The following is a 17,435-nucleotide window of genomic DNA, read 5'->3' on the forward strand; positions in this document are numbered from 1 at the left end:
GTGGTGGCCGGCCCGCGCAGGGCGAGGACGGGCCAAGCGAAGACGGGCCAAGCGAAGACGGGCAAGGCGAAGGGGCGCGGGATGTGATCATCCCGCGCCCCCTCAAGGTGCCGTTGCCGGCGGTGCCTCAGTGATTCCCGTACGACTCGACGTAGCCGTTCGTGGGCGTGCCCACGCCGGTGACGTCGTCGTAGCCCTTCACGGCCGACAGCGAGCTGTCCTTGCCGAGGCTGCGGACCGAGGTGGCCAGACCGCCCGAGGCGTCAAAGCCGTTCACGAAGTCGACGCGGGCGACCGCCAGGCCGGAGCCCGTCGGGTTGTCCGTGACGTCGTGGTAGAGCTTCGACCCGAACTTGGAGTAGATCGACGGGTTGGCGAAACCGATCGCCTTGCCGCCGCGCGCCTCCTGGGCCAGGGCCTGGACGGCCGCGATCACCGGAGCGGCGAGCGAGGTGCCGCCGATGCGGTACTCGCTGTACTGCTCCGACCCGTCCGGGAAGGTCTGCGTCTGGCCGACCTTGAAACCGGTGTTGGGGTCTGCGATCGCCGAGATGTCCGGGACGACGCGGTTGCCCGCGGCATTGTTGGCCTTGGCGAGCGCGTCCGGGACGACACCCTTCTGGTAGAAGGGCTCGGCGACCGTCTTGCTCGTGCCGCCGCCCGCACCCGAGGTGAACGCGCCCGGGAAGCCGGTCCAGCTCTTGCCGTCCGCGGACAGCGTGGCCTTCTCGGTGCCCCAGCCGGTCTCCCACAGGTACTTGTCGCCCTTGCCGACCGCCAGCGAGGTACCGCCGACCGCCGTCACCCACGCCGAGTTGGCCGGGGTGTCGACCTGCTTCGTACCGGTGTTGGCGACCTCGTCGCCGTTGTCGCCGGAGGAGAAGTAGAAGCCGATGCCCTCGACCGCGCCGAACTGGAAGACCTGGTCGTAGGCGGCCGCGAGGTCCGGCGTCTGGTTGGCCTCGATGTCGCCCCACGAGTTGGAGACGATGTCGGCCAGGTGGTTGTCGACGATCTTGCTGAGCGAGTCCAGCAGGTCGTTGTCCATGCAGGACGCGGCGCCCACGTACGTGACGTTCGCGTCCGGCGCCACCGCGTGCACGGCCTCGACGTCGAGGGTCTCCTCGCCGTACCAGCCGGAGGCGTCGCACTCGTCGGCGCCCGTGTTGGTGTACTTCTTCGGCAGCACCTGGCTCAGCTGGCCGGTCTTCCAGGCCGCGTCACCGTGCTTCTTCGCATAGGTCTGCGCGTCGAAGGCGATGGTCGGCGAGGCGTACGCGTCCGTGATGGCGACGCGGACTCCCTTGCCCGTGCGGGTGCCGGCGCCGTAGGCGGCCCGCAGCTGCTTGCCGGTGTAGCCCTCGACGGCGTACGGGATCTTCTTGCCGTACGCGTCGGGCAGGGTCTTCGCGACGTTCGAGCCGTAGTACGAGGAGAACGGCCCGGCGTTCTTGAACACCGATGTAGGACCGGGCAGTTGGTCGTCGTGGCTCGCCTTGTGCGGCGCGTTGTCCAGGCCGGTGACGGTCAGGACGGCGCCGTTCAGGGCGTCGGGCGCGGAGGCCGTCTTCGCCGGCGCGCGGTACGTCTTGGAGCCCTTGGTGTAGTTGTGCAGCTGAGTGCCGAACGCCTTCTCGGCGGCGGCCACGTCACCGGTGACGGAGACGTAGTGCTGCGTGACGCCCGTGACCTTCAGGCCCGCGGACGCCAGCCACGACTTGACCGCGGCCACCTGGGCCTTGGTCGCGCCGAAGCGGGCCTGAGCCTTCTTGGCGCTCAGGTACTTGCCGTACGCCGCCGAGCTCGGGTTGGACACGGCCTTCGCGTACGCGGCGAGCCCGTTGGCGTCCTTTCCGGCGAGGTAGACACGGGCGGAGACCTGCGAGCTGTTGGAGGTAGCTCCCTTGTCCGCCTTGGCCGTCGCCCACGCGGGCTTGGTGCCCGCGAGTGCGTCCCGGCCGGGGTTGTCCGCGGCGTGCGCCGCGGGTATGCCGAGCGCCAGCGCACCGGCGATCATGGGCAGTGTCGCTGCCATGCTCACGGTGCGCAGTTTGGCGCGGTTGGATCTCATAGAACCCCCTGCGATGCGGTTCTTCGCATATGTGGTCGGTCGTCACTTGATCCGCGTAGACCCGCACCGCGGCGGAGGCGCGAACAATGGATCAAGCGATGGGGGCCACTCTTTCCCTGAACCGTTCATGCCAGGGGAATGCGAAAGCCAAGAGAAGCCCAAGGAACCGTCAGGTAAACCGATTTGAGGCTTTCGCCCCCAATGGGGTCACGCTGCGAGGGTTATGAACGCGCTTTCGCGCCACGCTCCTTGAGCATGTCGGCCATCAGCTTGATCTCCGACTGCTGCGCGTCGACCATGCCCTGCGCGAGGTCCTTCTCCACGCCGACCCTGCACTTGGCGACGCAGCCCTCGGCCATGTGGATGCCGCCCTTGTGATGGGCCGTCATCAACTGCAGATAGAAGACCTCGGCCTGCTTGCCGCTCAGCGTGCCGAGCTTCTTCATCTCCGTGTTGGTCGCCATGCCGGGCATCAGCGAGCCGTCCTTGCCGGAGGCCATGTCGCCCATGCCCATCCAGGTCATCGGCGGGTCCGCCGACACCTTCGGCAGCTCCCACAGATCCAGCCAACCCAGCAGCATGCCGCGCTGGTTGGCCTGCGTCTGCGCGATGTCGTAGGCGAGGCGCCGCACTTCCGTGTTCTTCGTGCGGTCGCGCACGATGTACGACATCTCGACGGCCTGCTGGTGATGCACCGCCATGTCCCGCGCGAACCCGGCGTCCGCGGAGCCGGCGGTGGGCGTGCTCGTGCTCGAACCGCCGTCCTCGGCGACCGCGTAGGTGATCGCGCCGGCCGCGACGAGCGCCGCCGCCGCGGCACCCACGACCAGACCGACGTGCCTCACTGCGCCAGCCCGCCCGTGCACGCGGCACCCGGCTCGGGCGTCTGCTTGCCCTGCACGAACTCCTCGAAGAACTTGTTCACGTTCGGGTCGCTCGCGCTCGTCACCGTGCGCTGCTTGCCCCACGCCGTGAGCATGATCGGGTCCTTCTGCTTGTCGTCCGGGCTCATCAGCGTGTACGGCGTCTTCTTCACCTTCGCCGCCAGCGCCGCCACGTCCGCCTTCGAGGCCTTGCCGGTGTACGTCACCCACACCGCGCCGTGCTCCAGCGAGTGCACGGCGTTCATGTTGTTGAGCGCCTTGGTATACACGTCGCCGTTGCAGTTCATCCAGACCTGGTTGTGGTCACCGCCGACCGGGGGCTCCGTCGGGTAGTGCACGGTCTTGGTGACGTGGTTGCGGGTCAGCGTGCCCTTCCACGTCTTCACGCCGTCCTTGCCGGTGACGAAGTGCCCGGAGGCGGCCTTCGCGTCGCTCGCCGTGGCGTCCGAGTCCTTCTGTGCCTTCACGACGAAGACACCGCCGACCACCAGACCGGCGACGACGACCACGCTCGCGGCGATGACGAGGACCCGGTTGCGGCGCTCGCGGGCCTGCTCGGCGCGCCGCATCTCCTCTATTCGAGCCTTGCGTGCGGAGCTGGTGCTCTTGCTGGCGGAGCCCATGGCAGTGTCCTTCTGGGGAAAGGGACGACAAGTCCGCTGATCCTAGTGGGGAAGGAGTGCCCTCTCCCGGGTGGGGCACGGCAATCACAGGGTTCCCGGAGCCGCGCATCACGTTCTGCGGGGTCTCCCATTACGGATGTCGGTCCGAGCAGGCAAGATGGGCTGTAGAGCCGTACACCTGCCGTATGTGAGGCATTCGGACCGAGATCGCCTCGTCGATCAAGGTCGGCAACGCGCATGAAATGCTGTTGTGGTGTGATGCTCAGGTGCCCGACCGCCTCCTGCGGGACACGGAGACAGGCGGCCTGACCAGCAAGGATGGGGAAGCGGAAGATGGACAAGCAGCAGGAGTTCGTGCTCCGGACGTTGGAGGAGCGCGACATCCGGTTCGTACGGCTGTGGTTCACGGACGTGCTGGGCTTCCTCAAGTCCGTCGCCGTGGCCCCGGCCGAGCTCGAGCAGGCCTTCGACGAGGGCATCGGTTTCGACGGCTCGGCGATCGAGGGCTTCGCCCGGGTCTACGAGTCCGACATGATCGCCAAGCCGGACCCGTCGACCTTCCAGATCCTGCCCTGGCGCGCCGAGGCCCCCGGCACCGCCCGCATGTTCTGCGACATCCTCATGCCGGACGGCTCCCCGTCCTTCGCGGACCCGCGCTACGTCCTCAAGCGTGCCCTGACCCGCGGCTCCGACCTGGGCTTCACGTTCTACACGCACCCGGAGATCGAGTTCTTCCTGCTGAAGGACCGCCCGCTCGACGGCACCCGCCCGACCCCGGCCGACAACTCCGGCTACTTCGACCACACGCCGCAGAACATCGGCATGGACTTCCGCCGCCAGGCGATCACCATGCTGGAGTCGATGGGCATCTCGGTCGAGTTCTCCCACCACGAGGGCGCCCCGGGCCAGCAGGAGATCGACCTCCGCTACGCGGACGCGCTCTCCACGGCGGACAACATCATGACGTTCCGCCTGGTCATGAAGCAGGTGGCGCTGGAGCAGGGCGTCCAGGCGACCTTCATGCCGAAGCCGTTCTCCGAGCACCCCGGCTCGGGCATGCACACGCACCTGTCCCTCTTCGAGGGCGACCGGAACGCGTTCTACGAGTCCGGCTCGGAGTACCAGCTCTCCAAGGTCGGCCGTTCCTTCATCGCGGGTCTGCTGAAGCACGCGGCGGAGATCTCGGCGGTCACCAACCAGTGGGTGAACTCCTACAAGCGCATCTGGGGCGGCTCGGAGCGCACCGCCGGCGCCGGCGGCGAGGCCCCCTCGTACATCTGCTGGGGCCACAACAACCGCTCGGCCCTGGTCCGCGTCCCGATGTACAAGCCCGGCAAGACCGGCTCCGCACGCGTGGAGGTCCGCTCCCTCGACTCGGGCGCGAACCCGTACCTGGCCTACGCCGTCCTGCTGGCCGCCGGCCTCAAGGGCATCGAGGAGGGCTACGAGCTCCCGCCGGGCGCCGAGGACGACGTCTGGGCCCTCTCGGACGCCGAACGCCGCGCGATGGGCATCGAGCCCCTCCCGCAGAACCTCGGCGAGTCCCTGACCCTGATGGAGCGCAGCGACCTGCTCGCCGAGACCCTGGGCGAACACGTCTTCGACTTCTTCCTGCGCAACAAGCGCCAGGAGTGGGAGGAGTACCGCTCGGAGGTCACCGCGTTCGAGCTGCGGAAGAATCTGCCGGTGCTGTAAGGACAGGTCAGGGCGGGTTTCCCGCTGACTCCACGGATTCGGCGAAGTGATTCGGCGAAAGGGGCCGACGGTCGTGGACCGTCGGCCCCTTCGTGTCTCACGCCTCCTGAGCCGTGTCCCCCGGCGGCGGCGCCCGGTGCTTCTTCCACTCTCGTCGCATCAGAGCGACCTTGTCGTGGAGGTCGGGGTCCATGGCGATGGTTCCCGAGGAGAAGGGGACGGGCAGCATGAGCGGTCGCCCGTCGGAGCGGGTGACCCGGATTCGGGTGATCGTGCCTCGGCGGCCGAGGCCCCCCAGTGCGTCGATGCTCTCGATGCGATCCCAGGGCACACGCTTGCGCCCGGTCATGCCGCGGGTGCGCAGGCCGTGGGCGTCGATCCGGGTGATGCCCGTCGACATGCCGACCAGCACCACGAACAGCACCAGCGGCAGCAGGCCCAGGAGCAGGAACAGGCCCGCGGCCCCGCCGGTCTGGTGATCGGCCAGCAGGCGGGAGGAGCGCACGCACGCGGCCCCGGCCCACACACCGAGGCCCAGCGCGAACCCCCACATGGCCCCGCGCTGCCTGCGGGTGTACCGGAAGATCGTCTTGTCCATCCGCGGAGTGTGACAGCAGCCGGTAAGAACCCTGCCCGGTTCTCTAACCCACGTACGCAGGAGAAACGGCCGCCGTGCTGATGCGCCGCGGCTTTCCCGTGCCGTCCGCGGGGACCGTGTACAGGTCCGCCCCGTAGTCGCCGGGCAGGGCGTAGACGATCGTTCCGTTGTTCCGCCAGACCGCCTGGTCGTCCACGCTTCGCGGCACCGCGAGCGGAGTCTCGCGCATCGTGCGCAGGTCGAGGACGTAGAGGCGCCACGGGGCGTCCTTCGACAGGCCCGGTACCCGTTTCTTGAAGGCGATGCGGGTGCCGTCGGGGGAGAGGGACGGGCATTCGACGTTCGTGTGGAGGGTGGTGACCGTCCGGGCGCGGAGGTCGCCCCGGACCAGATACGTGCGCCCCTTCGTCGCCAGCGTCGCGTAGAACGTGCGGTCGTCCGACGCGAACGTCACCCCCCAGAAGTTCACGTCCGCCGCGCGGTAGGTGTGGCCGTCCTTCACGATCCGGAACGCCTCCAGGGACGGGATCAGCTTCCCCGTCCTGACGTCCACGATGGCCGCCCGCGTCGAGAAGTTGGTGCCCGCGTATGAGTCGCCGCCGACGAACGCCGTCCAGGCGGCGAAGTGACCGGTGGGGGAGACGCGGGCGCGGGAGGGGATTCCGGGGACGTCGTAGCGGGACTTCACGTGAAGGTGCGCGTCGAGGACGACCGCCCGGTACGTGTCCGAGACCGTCCCGTGCACCGCCTGCAGGCACACTCCCGTGCCCGAAGCGGCGTAGAAACGAAGGCACTTGACGCCCGAGGCGATGCGCGGGCCCGACGGGTCGGATGCCGGGACCGTCGTCAGTTCGTCGCGGTGCGGGCCCCAGGCCATGTTGCGGAAGACCATGCGGCCCGGGGTGGTGAGGGTGACCGTCCCCGAGGTCACGCGGGGGCCGCCCGGCTGGGTCTGGTCGCGGCGGTCCGCGCGCGCCGACGCGTGCAGGATCGAGGCCACGGCGACCGCCGCGAGGGCGACCACGGCCGACAGCAGGATCAGGATGCGGTTGCGTACGGTCATGCGGCTGTCTCCCGGGTGGCGGGTCGTAGAAAGGCCAGGGACACGCACGCGCACAGAGCCAGCGCCGCCGTCGACACCAGCAGTGCCGTGCGGTCGCCCCACAGGGTCCATGCCGCGCCGAAGCCCAGCGAGCACACGAACCGGGCCAGCGCCTGGCCCGTCTGCACCACCGCGAGACCCGACGAGCGCAGTTCCTCCGGCACGCTGTCCGAGGCCGCCGCCATCAGCACGCCGTCGGTCGCCGCGTAGAAGGTGCCGTGCAGGAGCAGGACGGCGTAGGGGAGTGCGGGGCCGTGCCACGACGTGAGGAGGAGGGTGTACGCCGACAGCAGCGCGCCGTGACCCGCGAGGAAGACGCGCCACCGCCCCCACCGGTCCGCCAGCCGGCCCAGCGGCATCGCCAGCAGCAGGAACGCCGCCGCCGTGCCCAGCGGGAGCAGCGCGAACCAGCGGTCGGGGACGCCCAGGCGGCGTTGCAGCAGGAGGTAGACGAAGGAGTCGCTGACCGTCGCGAGGCCAAGGAGCAGGGCGCAGACCGTGATGCGGCGCAGGTCGCGCCGGCGCAGCAGGCCCACCGCGGCGCGCAGGGTGGGGCGTACGGCCTTCTCCACCGCCGGTGCCGAGGACGAACCCGGCACGAACAGCACCAGCACCAGGACCCCGACCACCGCCACGCAGAAGCTCACCGTGAACACGGCGTCGTAGCCGTCCACCGTCGCCCGCAGGATCAGGAACGCCACCAGCGGGCCGAGCAGCGCGCCCGCGGTGTCCATCGCGCGGTGCACCCCGAAGGCGCGCCCGCGCGTGGCCGGCGTGGAGGAGAGGGAGATCAGCGCGTCGCGCGGGGCCGTGCGCAGCCCCTTGCCGGTGCGGTCGGCGGCCAGGATCAGGCCGATCGGCGTCAGGGAGCCGGCGAGCAGCAGCAGCGGCTTGCAGGCCGCCGAGATGCCGTAGCCCAGCCCGGCCACCCACTTGTGGCGGCCGCCGCCCCGGTCGGCGAGATGGCCGCCCACCAGGCGTACGAGCGCCGAGAAGCCGTTGTAGATCCCGTCCAGGAGCCCGAAGCCCAGCGGGGACAGGCCGAGGCCCGCCACCAGGTACAGGGGGAGGACGGCCGTCACCATCTCCGACGACACGTCGGTGATCAGGCTGACCGTGCCGAGCGCGAGGACCGTGGGGGCGACCGCGGCGCGGCGCCGCCCGGTGAGAGGCCGGGCGGCGCCGTCCGCGGACGCCGGCGCAGTGGAGGTGCTTGCGCGGCTGTCCGCTACGTACATCTCAGGAGGCCCAGATCCCCGTGATGTCGCTCGCTGAGCCCGCGTTGCCCGCGTGGGACGTCAGGCCCTGCGAGTCCTCGAGCGTGCGGAGCAGGTTGTAGTGGTTGTACGTGGTGGAGCTGCTCGACCCCGCCGTCACGGGCTGCCCGTACAGGACCGTCGGGATGCGGTTGCCGGAGAGCTTGTTGTCCTCGTCGAAGGTGACGACGAGGAGGCTGTTGTGGGTCTTGGCCCAGGTGGCGTATGCGCCGAGGTTGTTCTGCAGCCAGGTGTCGCCGGTCGCCACCGAGCAGTCGTGCATGTCGCTGCACAGGTTGGGGGTGACGAAGGAGACGTCGGGGAGGGTGGAGTAGTCGGTCGGGAACTGCGCGAAGGTCTTCGCGGACGACGTCGGTACGTTGCTGAAGCCGAACCACGGGTTGTGCTTGCGCGCGTAGGTGCCGCTGCTGCACGTCGTCGAACCCTGGCTGGGCAGTGTCTCGTTGTAGCTGGCCCAGGTGTGGCCGGCCGCGATCAGCTCGGAGGCGAGGTTGGCGGCCGAGGAGAAGCCGGGCGTGTAGCAGCTGTCGTCCGTGATGCCCTGGGTGGAGCCGGAGAACAGGGCGAAGTAGTTGGGCTGGCTCGGGTGCGTCTCGGCGTACGTCTGGCTGAGGTTGGCGCCGCCGGTCTTGAGCGAGTTGATGTACGGGGCGCTGGAGGAGCCGATCACCTGGCTGTAGGCGTGGTTCTCGAAGACCACGACGACCACGTGGTCCGGGGCGGGCACGCCGGACGCGGCGGACGAGGAGCCGCCGAGGCCGGTCCACAGACCGACGGCGGCCGCCGTGAAGGCGAGCGCGGACGCCATGGCCGCGCGGCGGCGGGACTTCGGGATGCCGGAACTGCCGGACACATCAACCTCCGGGAGAAGGACGGGGGTGGCGGTGCGGTCAGAGCATGCTCACGCCAACGTTCCCCCGTCCCACGTCACGCGACCCGGACGGTGAAGAGCGGATGAACTACTGCCGGGTGAACCCTTGAGGCATCACCTACTGCTGCCGGGCGGCCAGGTCGGCCAGCACCTTGTGCAGAGGTTCCGTCTCGCGGCGCCGGTACTCCTGGATCGCCCAGCCGTTGCCGTCCGGGTCCTTGAAATACATGAAGGTGGCGCCGTCCTGCGGCGCGAACTGCTGCGGCTCGCTGACCTCGAGCCCGCGCGCGGTCAGTTCCTCGTACGCCGCCTTGGCGTCCGTCACACACAGCTGCATGCCGTGGTACGTCCCCGGCTGCGGCGTCCCCGTCGGCACCTCCAGCCCGTCGACGAGCGCGATCGAACACCCCGACCCGGGCGGCGTGAGCTGCACGATCCGCACCCCTTCCATCACCTCGCCGTCGAGGTCCACGTGGAAGCCGACCTTGTCCCGGTAGAACTCCTTGGCCCGGTCCACGTCCGAGACGGGCAGCAACAGCACTTCGAGGCTCATGTCCATGGAACGACTCCTTTGTCGTACGTCGGTCATGCGTCGGTCGCAGTCACGTGAACCGCCACCGCGTCTGGCTGAACGGCTCCCCCTTACCGAAGCCGAAGACCGTGCCGGGCGCCACCGAAAAGACAAACGCGTGCCCGCCACCGTGGTGGAAAGCCCCGTCGCGCACCTCGAAGTGCCAGAAACTGCCGTACTTGGCCTCCCAGGCGGCGGCCAGCTCGCGCAGCCGCTCCTCGTCGGTCACACGCACCGCCTCGCCCTCCACGACCAGGTCGTAGCCCTTGTTCCAGGTGCTGGTCCCGGTCGTCAGCACGACGTGCGGGTTGTCCGCGACGTTCTTCGCCTTGCGTTCCTCGGGTCCCGTGCAGAAGTGCAGCGCCCCGTCCGCCCAGACCGCGGGCAGCGGGGTCACATGGGGCCGCCCGTCGGGCCGTACGGTCGAGATCCAGAACAGCTCGGCCCCGGTGAGCCGGGCCTCGGCCTCGGACCAGTCGGTCGCGGTGGCCTCCGCGGCGCTGTAGCGGGCGTCGAGACGGGTCTGCGGGTTCTTGTCCGCCATGGGCTGTCCTCCTCGTACCGAGGAGTCCGTGCAGGACTCCGTACAGGACTCCGTACGAAGGGGGGACCGCGCCCGCCGGGGGAACTCATCGGTCGCCCGGTCAGAGCACCTCCGCCTCCGGGAACACCCGGGCCACCGCCGCCGTACGGCTGGAGACGCCCAGGCGGCCGAAGGCGTTCTCGAGGTGCTTGCGGACGGTACTGGTGGAGACGACGAGCTGTGCGGCGATCTGCGGGGTGCTCATGCCGCGGGCGACGCAGCGCAGGACGTCCAGTTCCCGGAGGGTCAGGCGCACCGGGGTCCGGTGTCGGCGGGTGCCCTCCTTGTAGATCTCGTACAGATGCGGCGCCAGCAGCCGCAGCGTGGTCATCTCGTGGTCCTTGAACGGCTGCCCTTCCTTGCGGAAGAGCTGGAAGACGCGGGTGCGGCCCGGCGCGGTGGGCAGGGCGATGTCGGCGATGGTCGGGGTGGGGCGGAGGAACTCGGTGTAGATCGGCAGGTTCCGCAGCTCGCGCACCGACAGGAAGTCCGCCATCTGCGTCGTCTCGGGGCTGTCGTGCGGCTGGGCGACCTGCTCGCACTGCAGGTGCTGATGGCGCCAGCGCCAGTACGCCTCCATCGGTGCGTCGTCCTCCTCGTCCACTGTGTCGCGGTCGTTGAACCCGACCCGCGCCGGGACGTCCAGCTCGGAGAAGCTCACGCACTCGCAGGGGACGAGCCGTTGCAGGCCGTACAACAGGGACATCGGCGGGACGTCCGGCGACGGATCCTGCCGGGCCTCGTCCAGGACGTCCGCCATGCGCCGCAGATGGGCCTCGGCCGTGATGCGGGGTGGGGTCATCTCGGCCTCCCGGGGCCGTCTTCTCGCCTGCGACCACGCTACGCGCCGCCCGCCCGCGGAGGCCGGGATTCGCCAAATGCCGAATGGGCTTCGGCCGTCGACGCGCGCACTGTCGACTCGTACGACCGCTTCGGCCGCTCGTACGACTGCTTCGGCCGTCGCTGCGACGACCGGGCCGAACGGAGGCACCCCATGCGCACCGACCCGACCCCGGAGCCGCATCCACACCCGCACCACGCCGCGGCCCTCGCGACGGGCGCCGTGGCCCTGACCACCGCTCTTCTCACCACCGGCTGCGACGGCATGTCCGCCTCCGCCGCGGCGGACGGGGCGGCCTTCTCGACCGTGAGTTTCGCCCTCGGCGCCCGCGGTGACGTCCAGCTCTCCGGAGGCTCCAGTGCTGCGGTCGAGCCTGCCGGGAGCTATTCGGTGACCGCCGGTCGCGCGCACCGGTTCGACCGGCCCGGCGACCGTCTGCTGGTCGTGCTGAGGCACTGGCCGGCGTCGCGCACGGAACGGGCCTCCCGCGGGCGCGTGCCCCGGACGTGGCCGCCCGCGGAGGCCGCGGTCGAGACCGGGTTCCTCGTCGACACCGCGAGCTGGGTGCGGGCCGACCTCGACGGGCATGCGCTGCGGTGGCTGCGCCGCGACACGATCCGGATCGACGCCACGAACGCCACCGCCGTGGACGTCACGCAGCTCACGCTGTCCGGACCGCACGGGGGTCGGTCCGGCCGGCCCGTACCGCCGCCCGCCACGCGCGCGTGCGCGCACCTCGACGGCGAGACCCCGCGCCGGGCCGTGCTGCCGGACGTCGAGGAGGGCACGGACGTCCCCGACGCACTCGCCCGGCTGAACGGGCTGTGCCTCGACGTCCAGTACGCCACCCGGCCCGGCGCCGGTCGGCCCGGCACGGTGCGGCAGGTCCTCGTGCCGCTCGCCGGGCGGCCCGTCGCGTCGGCCGTACTGCCCGCGGACGGCGGCGCGGTCCCGGGCCGGGGCCCCGGCGACCGGGTGCTGTTCGACCCGTCCCGCCCGGCCACGGTGGTGGTCACCCGCTGAAAGCGCCGTCCCGCCCCGGCGCTTGTGTCAGTGTCTCCGGTTAGGCTCGGGGCCAGTAACGACCTTGATCCGAGCGGAGGACGGGGATGACGCTGCCGGGGCGCAGGAGCAGTACCTTCACGCGGCTGCTGCGGCACGGTTTCACCGATCCCTCGGCCGCCGAGCGGCTCCTGGACAGCGCGGAGCTCATGCCCGTGCGCGACGACCCGGTGCTGCTCGACGCGCTGGGCGCGACCGCCGACCCGGACCTGGCCCTGCTCGGTCTCGTACGGCTCCTGGAGGCCCAGCCCCCCTCCGCCGCGCGCCGCGAGCTGCTCGACACGCTGATAGCGGCCAAACCGCTGCGCGACCGGCTGCTCGGCGTGCTCGGCTCCTCCGCCGCGCTCGCCGACCACCTGGTCCGGCACCCGCACGACTGGCAGGCGCTGGTCACGTACGAGCCGCGGGACCTGCACCCGGGGGTGGAGGAGTTCGAGCGGGGTCTGGCCGAGGCGACCGACCCCGTCTCCCTGCGCGTCGCCTACCGCCGCTGCCTGCTGTCCATCGCCGCCCGCGACGTCTGCGGCACCACCGACCTCGCCGAGACCGCCGCGGAGCTCGCCGACCTCGCCACCGCCACGCTGCGCGCCGCACTCGCCATCGCCCGCACCGCCGCGCCCGAGGACGCCGCGCTGTGCCGGCTCGCGGTCATCGCGATGGGAAAGTGCGGGGGCCACGAGCTCAACTACGTGTCCGACGTCGACGTGATCTTCGTCGGCGAGGCCGTCGAAGGGGCCGACGAGGGCAAGGCCCTGCGGTCCGCCACCAAGCTCGCCTCGCACATGATGCGGATCTGCTCGGAGACGACCGTCGAGGGTTCCATCTGGCCCGTCGACGCCAACCTGCGGCCCGAGGGCAGGAACGGCCCGCTGGTGCGCACCCTCTCCAGCCACCTCGCCTACTACCAGCGCTGGGCCAAGACCTGGGAGTTCCAGGCGCTGCTCAAGGCCCGCCCGGTGGCCGGCGACATCGAGCTCGGCGAGGAGTACGTCGCCGCCCTCGAACCCCTCGTCTGGAAGGCCGCCGAGCGCGAGAACTTCGTCGCCGACGTCCAGAAGATGCGCCGCCGGGTCGTCGAGAACATCCCCGCCGCCGAGGTCGACCGCGAGCTGAAGCTCGGCCCGGGCGGTCTCAGGGACGTCGAATTCGCCGTACAGCTGCTGCAGTTGGTGCACGGACGGGCGGACGCGGGGCTGCGCAGCGGGACGACGCTGGACGCGCTGCAGGCGCTGGCGGAGGGCGGGTACGTGGGGCGCGCGGACGCCGTGCAGCTCGACGACGCCTACCGCTTCCTGCGCTCCATGGAGCACCGGATCCAGCTCTACCGGCTGCGGCGCACGCATCTGGTGCCGGAGGGCGAGGCCGACCAGCGCCGTATCGGGCGCTCGCTCGGCCTGCGCGTCGACCCGGTCGCCGAGCTGAACCGCGAGTGGCGGCGGCACGCGGCCGTCGTACGCCGCCTGCACGAGAAGCTGTTCTACCGCCCGCTGCTCGACGCGGTCGCCCAACTCGCCCCCGGCGAGACCCGGTTGAGCCCGGAGGCGGCCCGGGAGCGGCTGGTCGCGCTCGGGTACGGCGACCCGGCCGCCGCCATGCGTCACCTGGAGGCGCTGGCCTCCGGGGTCACGAGGAAGGCCGCCATCCAGCGGACCCTGCTGCCGGTGCTCCTCGGCTGGTTCGCGGACTCCGCCGACCCGGACGCGGGCCTGCTCAACTTCCGCAAGGTGTCGGACGCGTTGGGCAAGACCCCCTGGTATCTGCGGCTGCTGCGGGACGAGGGCGCGGCGGCCGAGAACCTCGCGCGCGTGCTGTCCGCCGGGCGGCTCGCCCCCGACCTGCTGATGCGCGCCCCGGAGGCGGTGGCGCTGCTCGGCGACGGGGACGGCGGCGGCCTCGAGCCACGAGACCGGGACCAGCTGGAGCAGGAGATCCTCGCCGGGGTCCGCCGCGCCGAGAACGCGCAACAGGCGGTCACCGCGGCCCGAGGCGTCCGCCGTCGCGAACTCTTCCGTACGGCCGCCGCCGACATCGTCGGCTCCTACGGCACCGAGACGCAGCCCGCCGAGGCCGACCAGGGCGCGCTGGTGGACATGGTCGGCGGCGCGGTGTCCGACCTGACGGCGGCGACGCTGGCGGGCACGCTGCGCGCGGTGGTGCGCGAGGGCTGGGGCGACACACTGCCGACCCGGTTCGCGGTGATCGGCATGGGACGTTTCGGGGGGCACGAACTGGGCTACGGCTCCGACGCGGACGTGCTCTTCGTGCACGAACCGTGGGAGGGCACGGCGGAGCGGGAGGCCTCCGAGGCGGCCAACCGGGTCGTCTCCGAGATGCGGCGACTGCTGCAGATCCCCAGCGCGGACCCACCGCTGCTGATCGACGCGGACCTGCGACCGGAGGGCAAGTCGGGCCCGCTCGTACGGACACTGAACTCGTACGAGGCCTACTATCGCCGCTGGTCCCTGGTCTGGGAGTCGCAGGCCCTGCTGCGGGCCGAACCCGTCGCCGGGGACGAGGATCTGGGCCGCCGCTTCGTCGAGCTGATCGCTCCGCTGCGTTACCCGGCGGAGGGGCTCGGGGACGAGGCCGTACGGGAGATCCGGCGGCTGAAGGCGCGCATGGAGTCCGAGCGGCTGCCGCGCGGAGCCGACCCGAAGCTGCACACCAAGCTCGGGCCCGGCGGTCTGTCCGACGTCGAGTGGACCGTGCAGCTGATGCAGTTGCGGCACGGCTGGGCCGAGCCGGGCCTGCGGACGACCCGTACCCGGGAGGCACTGGCGGCGGCGTGCGCGGCCGAGCTGATCTCGGGTGAGGACGCGGAGATCCTGGACGAGGCGTGGGTGCTGGCGACCCGGGTGCGCAACGCCGTGATGCTGGTGCGAGGGCGGGCCGGGGACACGTTCCCGTCGGACGGGCGGGAACTGGCCGCGGTGGGGCGGTATCTGGGGTACGGCGACGGGCACGTGGGCGACATGCTCGACGCGTATCGGCGCACCACGCGCCGGGCTCGGGCCGTGGTGGAGGTGCTGTTCTACGGCGCGTAGACCTCCGGCGGTCGGGCCGAGGAGGGTGCGCGTCGGCCGGGGTGACCGTCAACTGGGGGCTGCGCCCCTGTAGGGGCGCGGGGCTGTGTCGACATGCGGCTCCGCCGCGGCGCGCGACCAGCCACAACGACGCCGCAGTGAAACGACGACCTATCGTGGCACTCCCAGCGGAGCGCCCCGTGGCACTCTCAGCGGAGCGCCCCGTGGCAGCGCGTACGGCAGTGCCCCGTACCAGACCCGCGCCACCGTGAACCCGAACGCGAGGCACAGCAGGCCGCCCACCGCGTCGAGCCAGAAGTGGTTGGCCGTGGCGACGATCACCGTCAGTGTCACCACCGGGTAGACAAGCCCCAGGACCCGCACCCACGGCACCTTGGCCAGCGCGAAGATCGTCAGGCCGCACCACACGGACCAGCCGATGTGCATGGACGGCATCGCGGCGTACTGGTTCGACATGTGTTTGAGGTCGCCGGAGGCCATCGACCCCCAGGTCTGGTGGACCATGACCGTGTCGACGAAATGGCTGCCGTTCATGAGGCGCGGCGGCGCCAGCGGATACAGGTAGTAACCGACCAGGGCCACACCCGTCGTCGCGAACAGCACCAGACGCGTCGCCGCATAGCGGCCCGGATGACTGCGGTACAGCCACACCAGCACACCCAGCGTCACCACGAAGTGGAGCGTCGCGTAGTAGTAGTTCATGCCGACGATCAGCCAAGTCACCGAGTTCACGGCGTGGTTGACGGACTCCTCGACGGCGATGCCCAGATGGTGCTCCATCCGCCACAGCCAGTCCGCGTTGCGCAGTGCCTTGCCGCGCTGTTCCGGAACCGCGTTGCGGATCAGTGAGTACGTCCAGTAACTCACCGCGATCAGAACGATCTCGAACCAGAGGCGGGGCCGGCGCGGGGTGCGCAGCCGGTGCAGGAAGCCAGGCCTCTTTTCGGCCGTGAGGGAGTCAGGAGCGGCCGTCTGCTCACGGTCTTCCAGACTGGTCACGGTCGAGTCACCCATAGACACCAAGTCTGCCAGAAACGCCTTCCGCCACCGATCATCCCTCGGTCGGGTTCGGTTCGCATGTCCTACGGCGGTAAGACGTCACCGCCTCCTACCAGCGCACTGTACGAAAGTACGGATTCTCCGCCCTACGGACGATTCCGGTCCCCAGGGGCCGAAGCGGTCGAACCGCGCACCACCAGCTCCGGCATGAACACGAACTCACTGTGCGGCGCGGGCGTTCCGCCGATCTCCTCCAGCAACGTACGCACCGCTGCCTGCCCCATCGCCGGGACCGGCTTGCGGACCGTGGTCAGGGGCGGATCCGTGAAGGCGATCAAGGGGGAGTCGTCGAAGCCGACCACCGAGATGTCCCGCGGGACGTCCAGGCCGAGCTGCCGGGCCGCTCGTATCGCGCCGAGCGCCATCATGTCGCTCGCGCACACCACCGCCGTACAGTCACGGCCGATCAGTGCGGTGGCGGCGGCCTGGCCGCCCTCCAGGGTGTAGAGCGAGTGCTGGACGAGCTCCGTCTCGACCGCCTCGGCGCCCATCCCCGTCCGGTCCTGCATCGCGCGCACGAAGCCCTCGATCTTGCGCTGCACCGGCACGAACCGCTTCGGGCCGAGAGCGAGACCGATCCGGGTGTGGCCCAGGGACGCCAGGTGGGTCACCGCCAGCGTCATCGCGGCCCGGTCGTCGGGGGAGATGAACGGTGCCTGCACCTTCGGCGAGAACCCGTCCACCAGAACGAACGGCACACCCTGCGCGCGCAGCCGCTCGTAGCGCTGCATGTCGGCGGTGGTGTCCGCGTGCAGGCCGGAGACGTAGATGATGCCCGCGACCCCGCGGTCGACGAGCATCTCCGTCAGCTCGTCCTCGGTCGAGCCGCCCGGGGTCTGGGTGGCGAGGACCGGGGTGTAGCCCTGGCGCGTCAGGGCCTGGCCGATCACCTGGGCCAGCGCCGGGAATATCGGGTTCTCCAACTCCGGGGTTATCAGGCCCACCAGGCCCGCGCTGCGCTGCCGCAGACGGACCGGGCGCTCGTAACCCAGGACGTCGAGGGCGGCCAGTACGGACTCGCGGGTGGTGGCGGCGACGCCCGGCTTCCCGTTGAGGACGCGGCTGACAGTCGCTTCGCTCACCCCCGCCTGAGCAGCGATGTCGGCAAGCCGTGTGGTCACAGGGGTGGACTGTACCGGCCGACTGTCACTTTG

15 protein-coding genes are annotated in these 17,435 nt (G+C 70.7%); 3 read left to right on the forward strand and 12 right to left on the reverse strand.

Going from position 1 to position 17,435, the window contains the following annotated elements; all coding sequences use genetic code 11:
* Positions 1-127: 127 nt before the first annotated feature.
* The 3 genes from OG303_RS34945 to OG303_RS34955 form a co-directional block, all read right to left on the reverse strand.
* On the reverse strand, positions 128-2,071 hold the full coding sequence (locus OG303_RS34945; protein ID WP_405873480.1) for a protease pro-enzyme activation domain-containing protein: 1,944 nt from the start codon (positions 2,069-2,071) through the stop codon (positions 128-130).
* A 221-nt stretch (positions 2,072-2,292) separates the two neighbouring features.
* Positions 2,293-2,916, reverse strand: coding sequence for a DUF305 domain-containing protein (locus OG303_RS34950; protein ID WP_405873482.1), 624 nt, complete (start codon positions 2,914-2,916; stop codon positions 2,293-2,295).
* Positions 2,913-3,578, reverse strand: coding sequence for a DUF3105 domain-containing protein (locus OG303_RS34955; protein ID WP_405873484.1), 666 nt, complete (start codon positions 3,576-3,578; stop codon positions 2,913-2,915). Before OG303_RS34955 ends, OG303_RS34950 begins: the two co-directional genes overlap by 4 nt.
* 333 nt (positions 3,579-3,911) lie before the next feature.
* Between OG303_RS34955 and OG303_RS34960 the strand changes: the two genes are divergently transcribed.
* Entirely contained in the window at positions 3,912-5,273 is a 1,362-nt protein-coding gene (locus tag OG303_RS34960; protein WP_405873485.1) for a glutamine synthetase family protein, read from the forward strand.
* Positions 5,274-5,370: 97 nt separating this feature from the next.
* Here the strand turns inward: OG303_RS34960 and OG303_RS34965 are convergent, their stop codons facing one another.
* The 7 genes from OG303_RS34965 to OG303_RS34995 all read right to left on the reverse strand — a co-directional run bounded on the left by OG303_RS34965 (position 5,371) and on the right by OG303_RS34995 (position 11,077).
* Positions 5,371-5,871: a PH domain-containing protein gene (locus OG303_RS34965; RefSeq protein WP_405873486.1), complete on the reverse strand. Its 501-nt coding sequence runs from the start codon at positions 5,869-5,871 to the stop codon at positions 5,371-5,373.
* A gap of 43 nt (positions 5,872-5,914) precedes the next feature.
* Positions 5,915-6,934: a TolB family protein gene (locus OG303_RS34970; RefSeq protein WP_405873487.1), complete on the reverse strand. Its 1,020-nt coding sequence runs from the start codon at positions 6,932-6,934 to the stop codon at positions 5,915-5,917.
* Positions 6,931-8,211, reverse strand: a complete 1,281-nt coding sequence (locus OG303_RS34975) for an MFS transporter (protein ID WP_405873488.1) — start codon at positions 8,209-8,211, stop codon at positions 6,931-6,933. The genes OG303_RS34970 and OG303_RS34975 overlap by 4 nt, the downstream gene beginning before the upstream one ends.
* A gap of 1 nt (position 8,212) precedes the next feature.
* A complete protein-coding gene (locus OG303_RS34980) occupies positions 8,213-9,058 on the reverse strand; it encodes an alkaline phosphatase family protein (RefSeq protein WP_405877642.1) in 846 nt (281 codons plus the stop codon).
* Positions 9,059-9,239: 181 nt separating this feature from the next.
* A complete protein-coding gene (locus OG303_RS34985; protein ID WP_405873489.1) occupies positions 9,240-9,680 on the reverse strand; it encodes a VOC family protein in 441 nt (146 codons plus the stop codon).
* 43 nt (positions 9,681-9,723) lie between these two features.
* Positions 9,724-10,236, reverse strand: a complete 513-nt coding sequence (locus OG303_RS34990) for a pyridoxamine 5'-phosphate oxidase family protein (protein WP_405873490.1) — start codon at positions 10,234-10,236, stop codon at positions 9,724-9,726.
* A 100-nt stretch (positions 10,237-10,336) separates the two neighbouring features.
* Positions 10,337-11,077: a LuxR C-terminal-related transcriptional regulator gene (locus tag OG303_RS34995; RefSeq protein WP_405873491.1), complete on the reverse strand. Its 741-nt coding sequence runs from the start codon at positions 11,075-11,077 to the stop codon at positions 10,337-10,339.
* A 192-nt stretch (positions 11,078-11,269) separates the two neighbouring features.
* Between OG303_RS34995 and OG303_RS35000 the strand changes: the two genes are divergently transcribed.
* Positions 11,270-12,139, forward strand: coding sequence for a hypothetical protein (locus OG303_RS35000; protein WP_405873493.1), 870 nt, complete (start codon positions 11,270-11,272; stop codon positions 12,137-12,139).
* Between the two features lie 86 nt (positions 12,140-12,225).
* A complete protein-coding gene (locus OG303_RS35005; protein WP_405873495.1) occupies positions 12,226-15,222 on the forward strand; it encodes a bifunctional [glutamine synthetase] adenylyltransferase/[glutamine synthetase]-adenylyl-L-tyrosine phosphorylase in 2,997 nt (998 codons plus the stop codon).
* A 150-nt stretch (positions 15,223-15,372) separates the two neighbouring features.
* Here OG303_RS35005 and OG303_RS35010 read toward each other — a convergent pair whose 3' ends face one another.
* Together OG303_RS35010 and OG303_RS35015 are read right to left on the reverse strand one after the other, a co-directional pair.
* Positions 15,373-16,236 (reverse strand): phosphatase PAP2 family protein, encoded by an 864-nt coding sequence (locus OG303_RS35010; protein ID WP_405873496.1) that lies wholly within the window; start codon positions 16,234-16,236, stop codon positions 15,373-15,375.
* Positions 16,237-16,367: 131 nt separating this feature from the next.
* On the reverse strand, positions 16,368-17,402 hold the full coding sequence (locus OG303_RS35015) for a LacI family DNA-binding transcriptional regulator (RefSeq protein WP_405873497.1): 1,035 nt from the start codon (positions 17,400-17,402) through the stop codon (positions 16,368-16,370).
* Between the last annotated feature and the right edge of the window lie 33 nt (positions 17,403-17,435).

The organism is Streptomyces sp. NBC_00005 (genome assembly GCF_045160215.1).
Classification (GTDB): domain Bacteria; phylum Actinomycetota; class Actinomycetes; order Streptomycetales; family Streptomycetaceae; genus Streptomyces.

Excerpts from the sequence above, each read along its gene's own strand:
- OG303_RS34945 (WP_405873480.1), bottom strand. The coding sequence starts at position 2,071 with ATGAGATCCAACCGCGCCAAACTGCGCACCGTGAGCATGGCAGCGACA.
- OG303_RS34955 (WP_405873484.1), bottom strand. The coding sequence starts at position 3,578 with ATGGGCTCCGCCAGCAAGAGCACCAGCTCCGCACGCAAGGCTCGAATA.
- OG303_RS34960 (WP_405873485.1), top strand. The coding sequence starts at position 3,912 with ATGGACAAGCAGCAGGAGTTCGTGCTCCGGACGTTGGAGGAGCGCGAC.
- OG303_RS34965 (WP_405873486.1), bottom strand. The coding sequence starts at position 5,871 with ATGGACAAGACGATCTTCCGGTACACCCGCAGGCAGCGCGGGGCCATG.
- OG303_RS34970 (WP_405873487.1), bottom strand. The coding sequence starts at position 6,934 with ATGACCGTACGCAACCGCATCCTGATCCTGCTGTCGGCCGTGGTCGCC.
- OG303_RS34975 (WP_405873488.1), bottom strand. The coding sequence starts at position 8,211 with ATGTACGTAGCGGACAGCCGCGCAAGCACCTCCACTGCGCCGGCGTCC.
- OG303_RS34980 (WP_405877642.1), bottom strand. The coding sequence starts at position 9,058 with ATGGCGTCCGCGCTCGCCTTCACGGCGGCCGCCGTCGGTCTGTGGACC.
- OG303_RS34985 (WP_405873489.1), bottom strand. The coding sequence starts at position 9,680 with ATGGACATGAGCCTCGAAGTGCTGTTGCTGCCCGTCTCGGACGTGGAC.
- OG303_RS34990 (WP_405873490.1), bottom strand. The coding sequence starts at position 10,236 with ATGGCGGACAAGAACCCGCAGACCCGTCTCGACGCCCGCTACAGCGCC.
- OG303_RS34995 (WP_405873491.1), bottom strand. The coding sequence starts at position 11,077 with ATGACCCCACCCCGCATCACGGCCGAGGCCCATCTGCGGCGCATGGCG.
- OG303_RS35000 (WP_405873493.1), top strand. The coding sequence starts at position 11,270 with ATGCGCACCGACCCGACCCCGGAGCCGCATCCACACCCGCACCACGCC.
- OG303_RS35005 (WP_405873495.1), top strand. The coding sequence starts at position 12,226 with ATGACGCTGCCGGGGCGCAGGAGCAGTACCTTCACGCGGCTGCTGCGG.
- OG303_RS35010 (WP_405873496.1), bottom strand. The coding sequence starts at position 16,236 with ATGGGTGACTCGACCGTGACCAGTCTGGAAGACCGTGAGCAGACGGCC.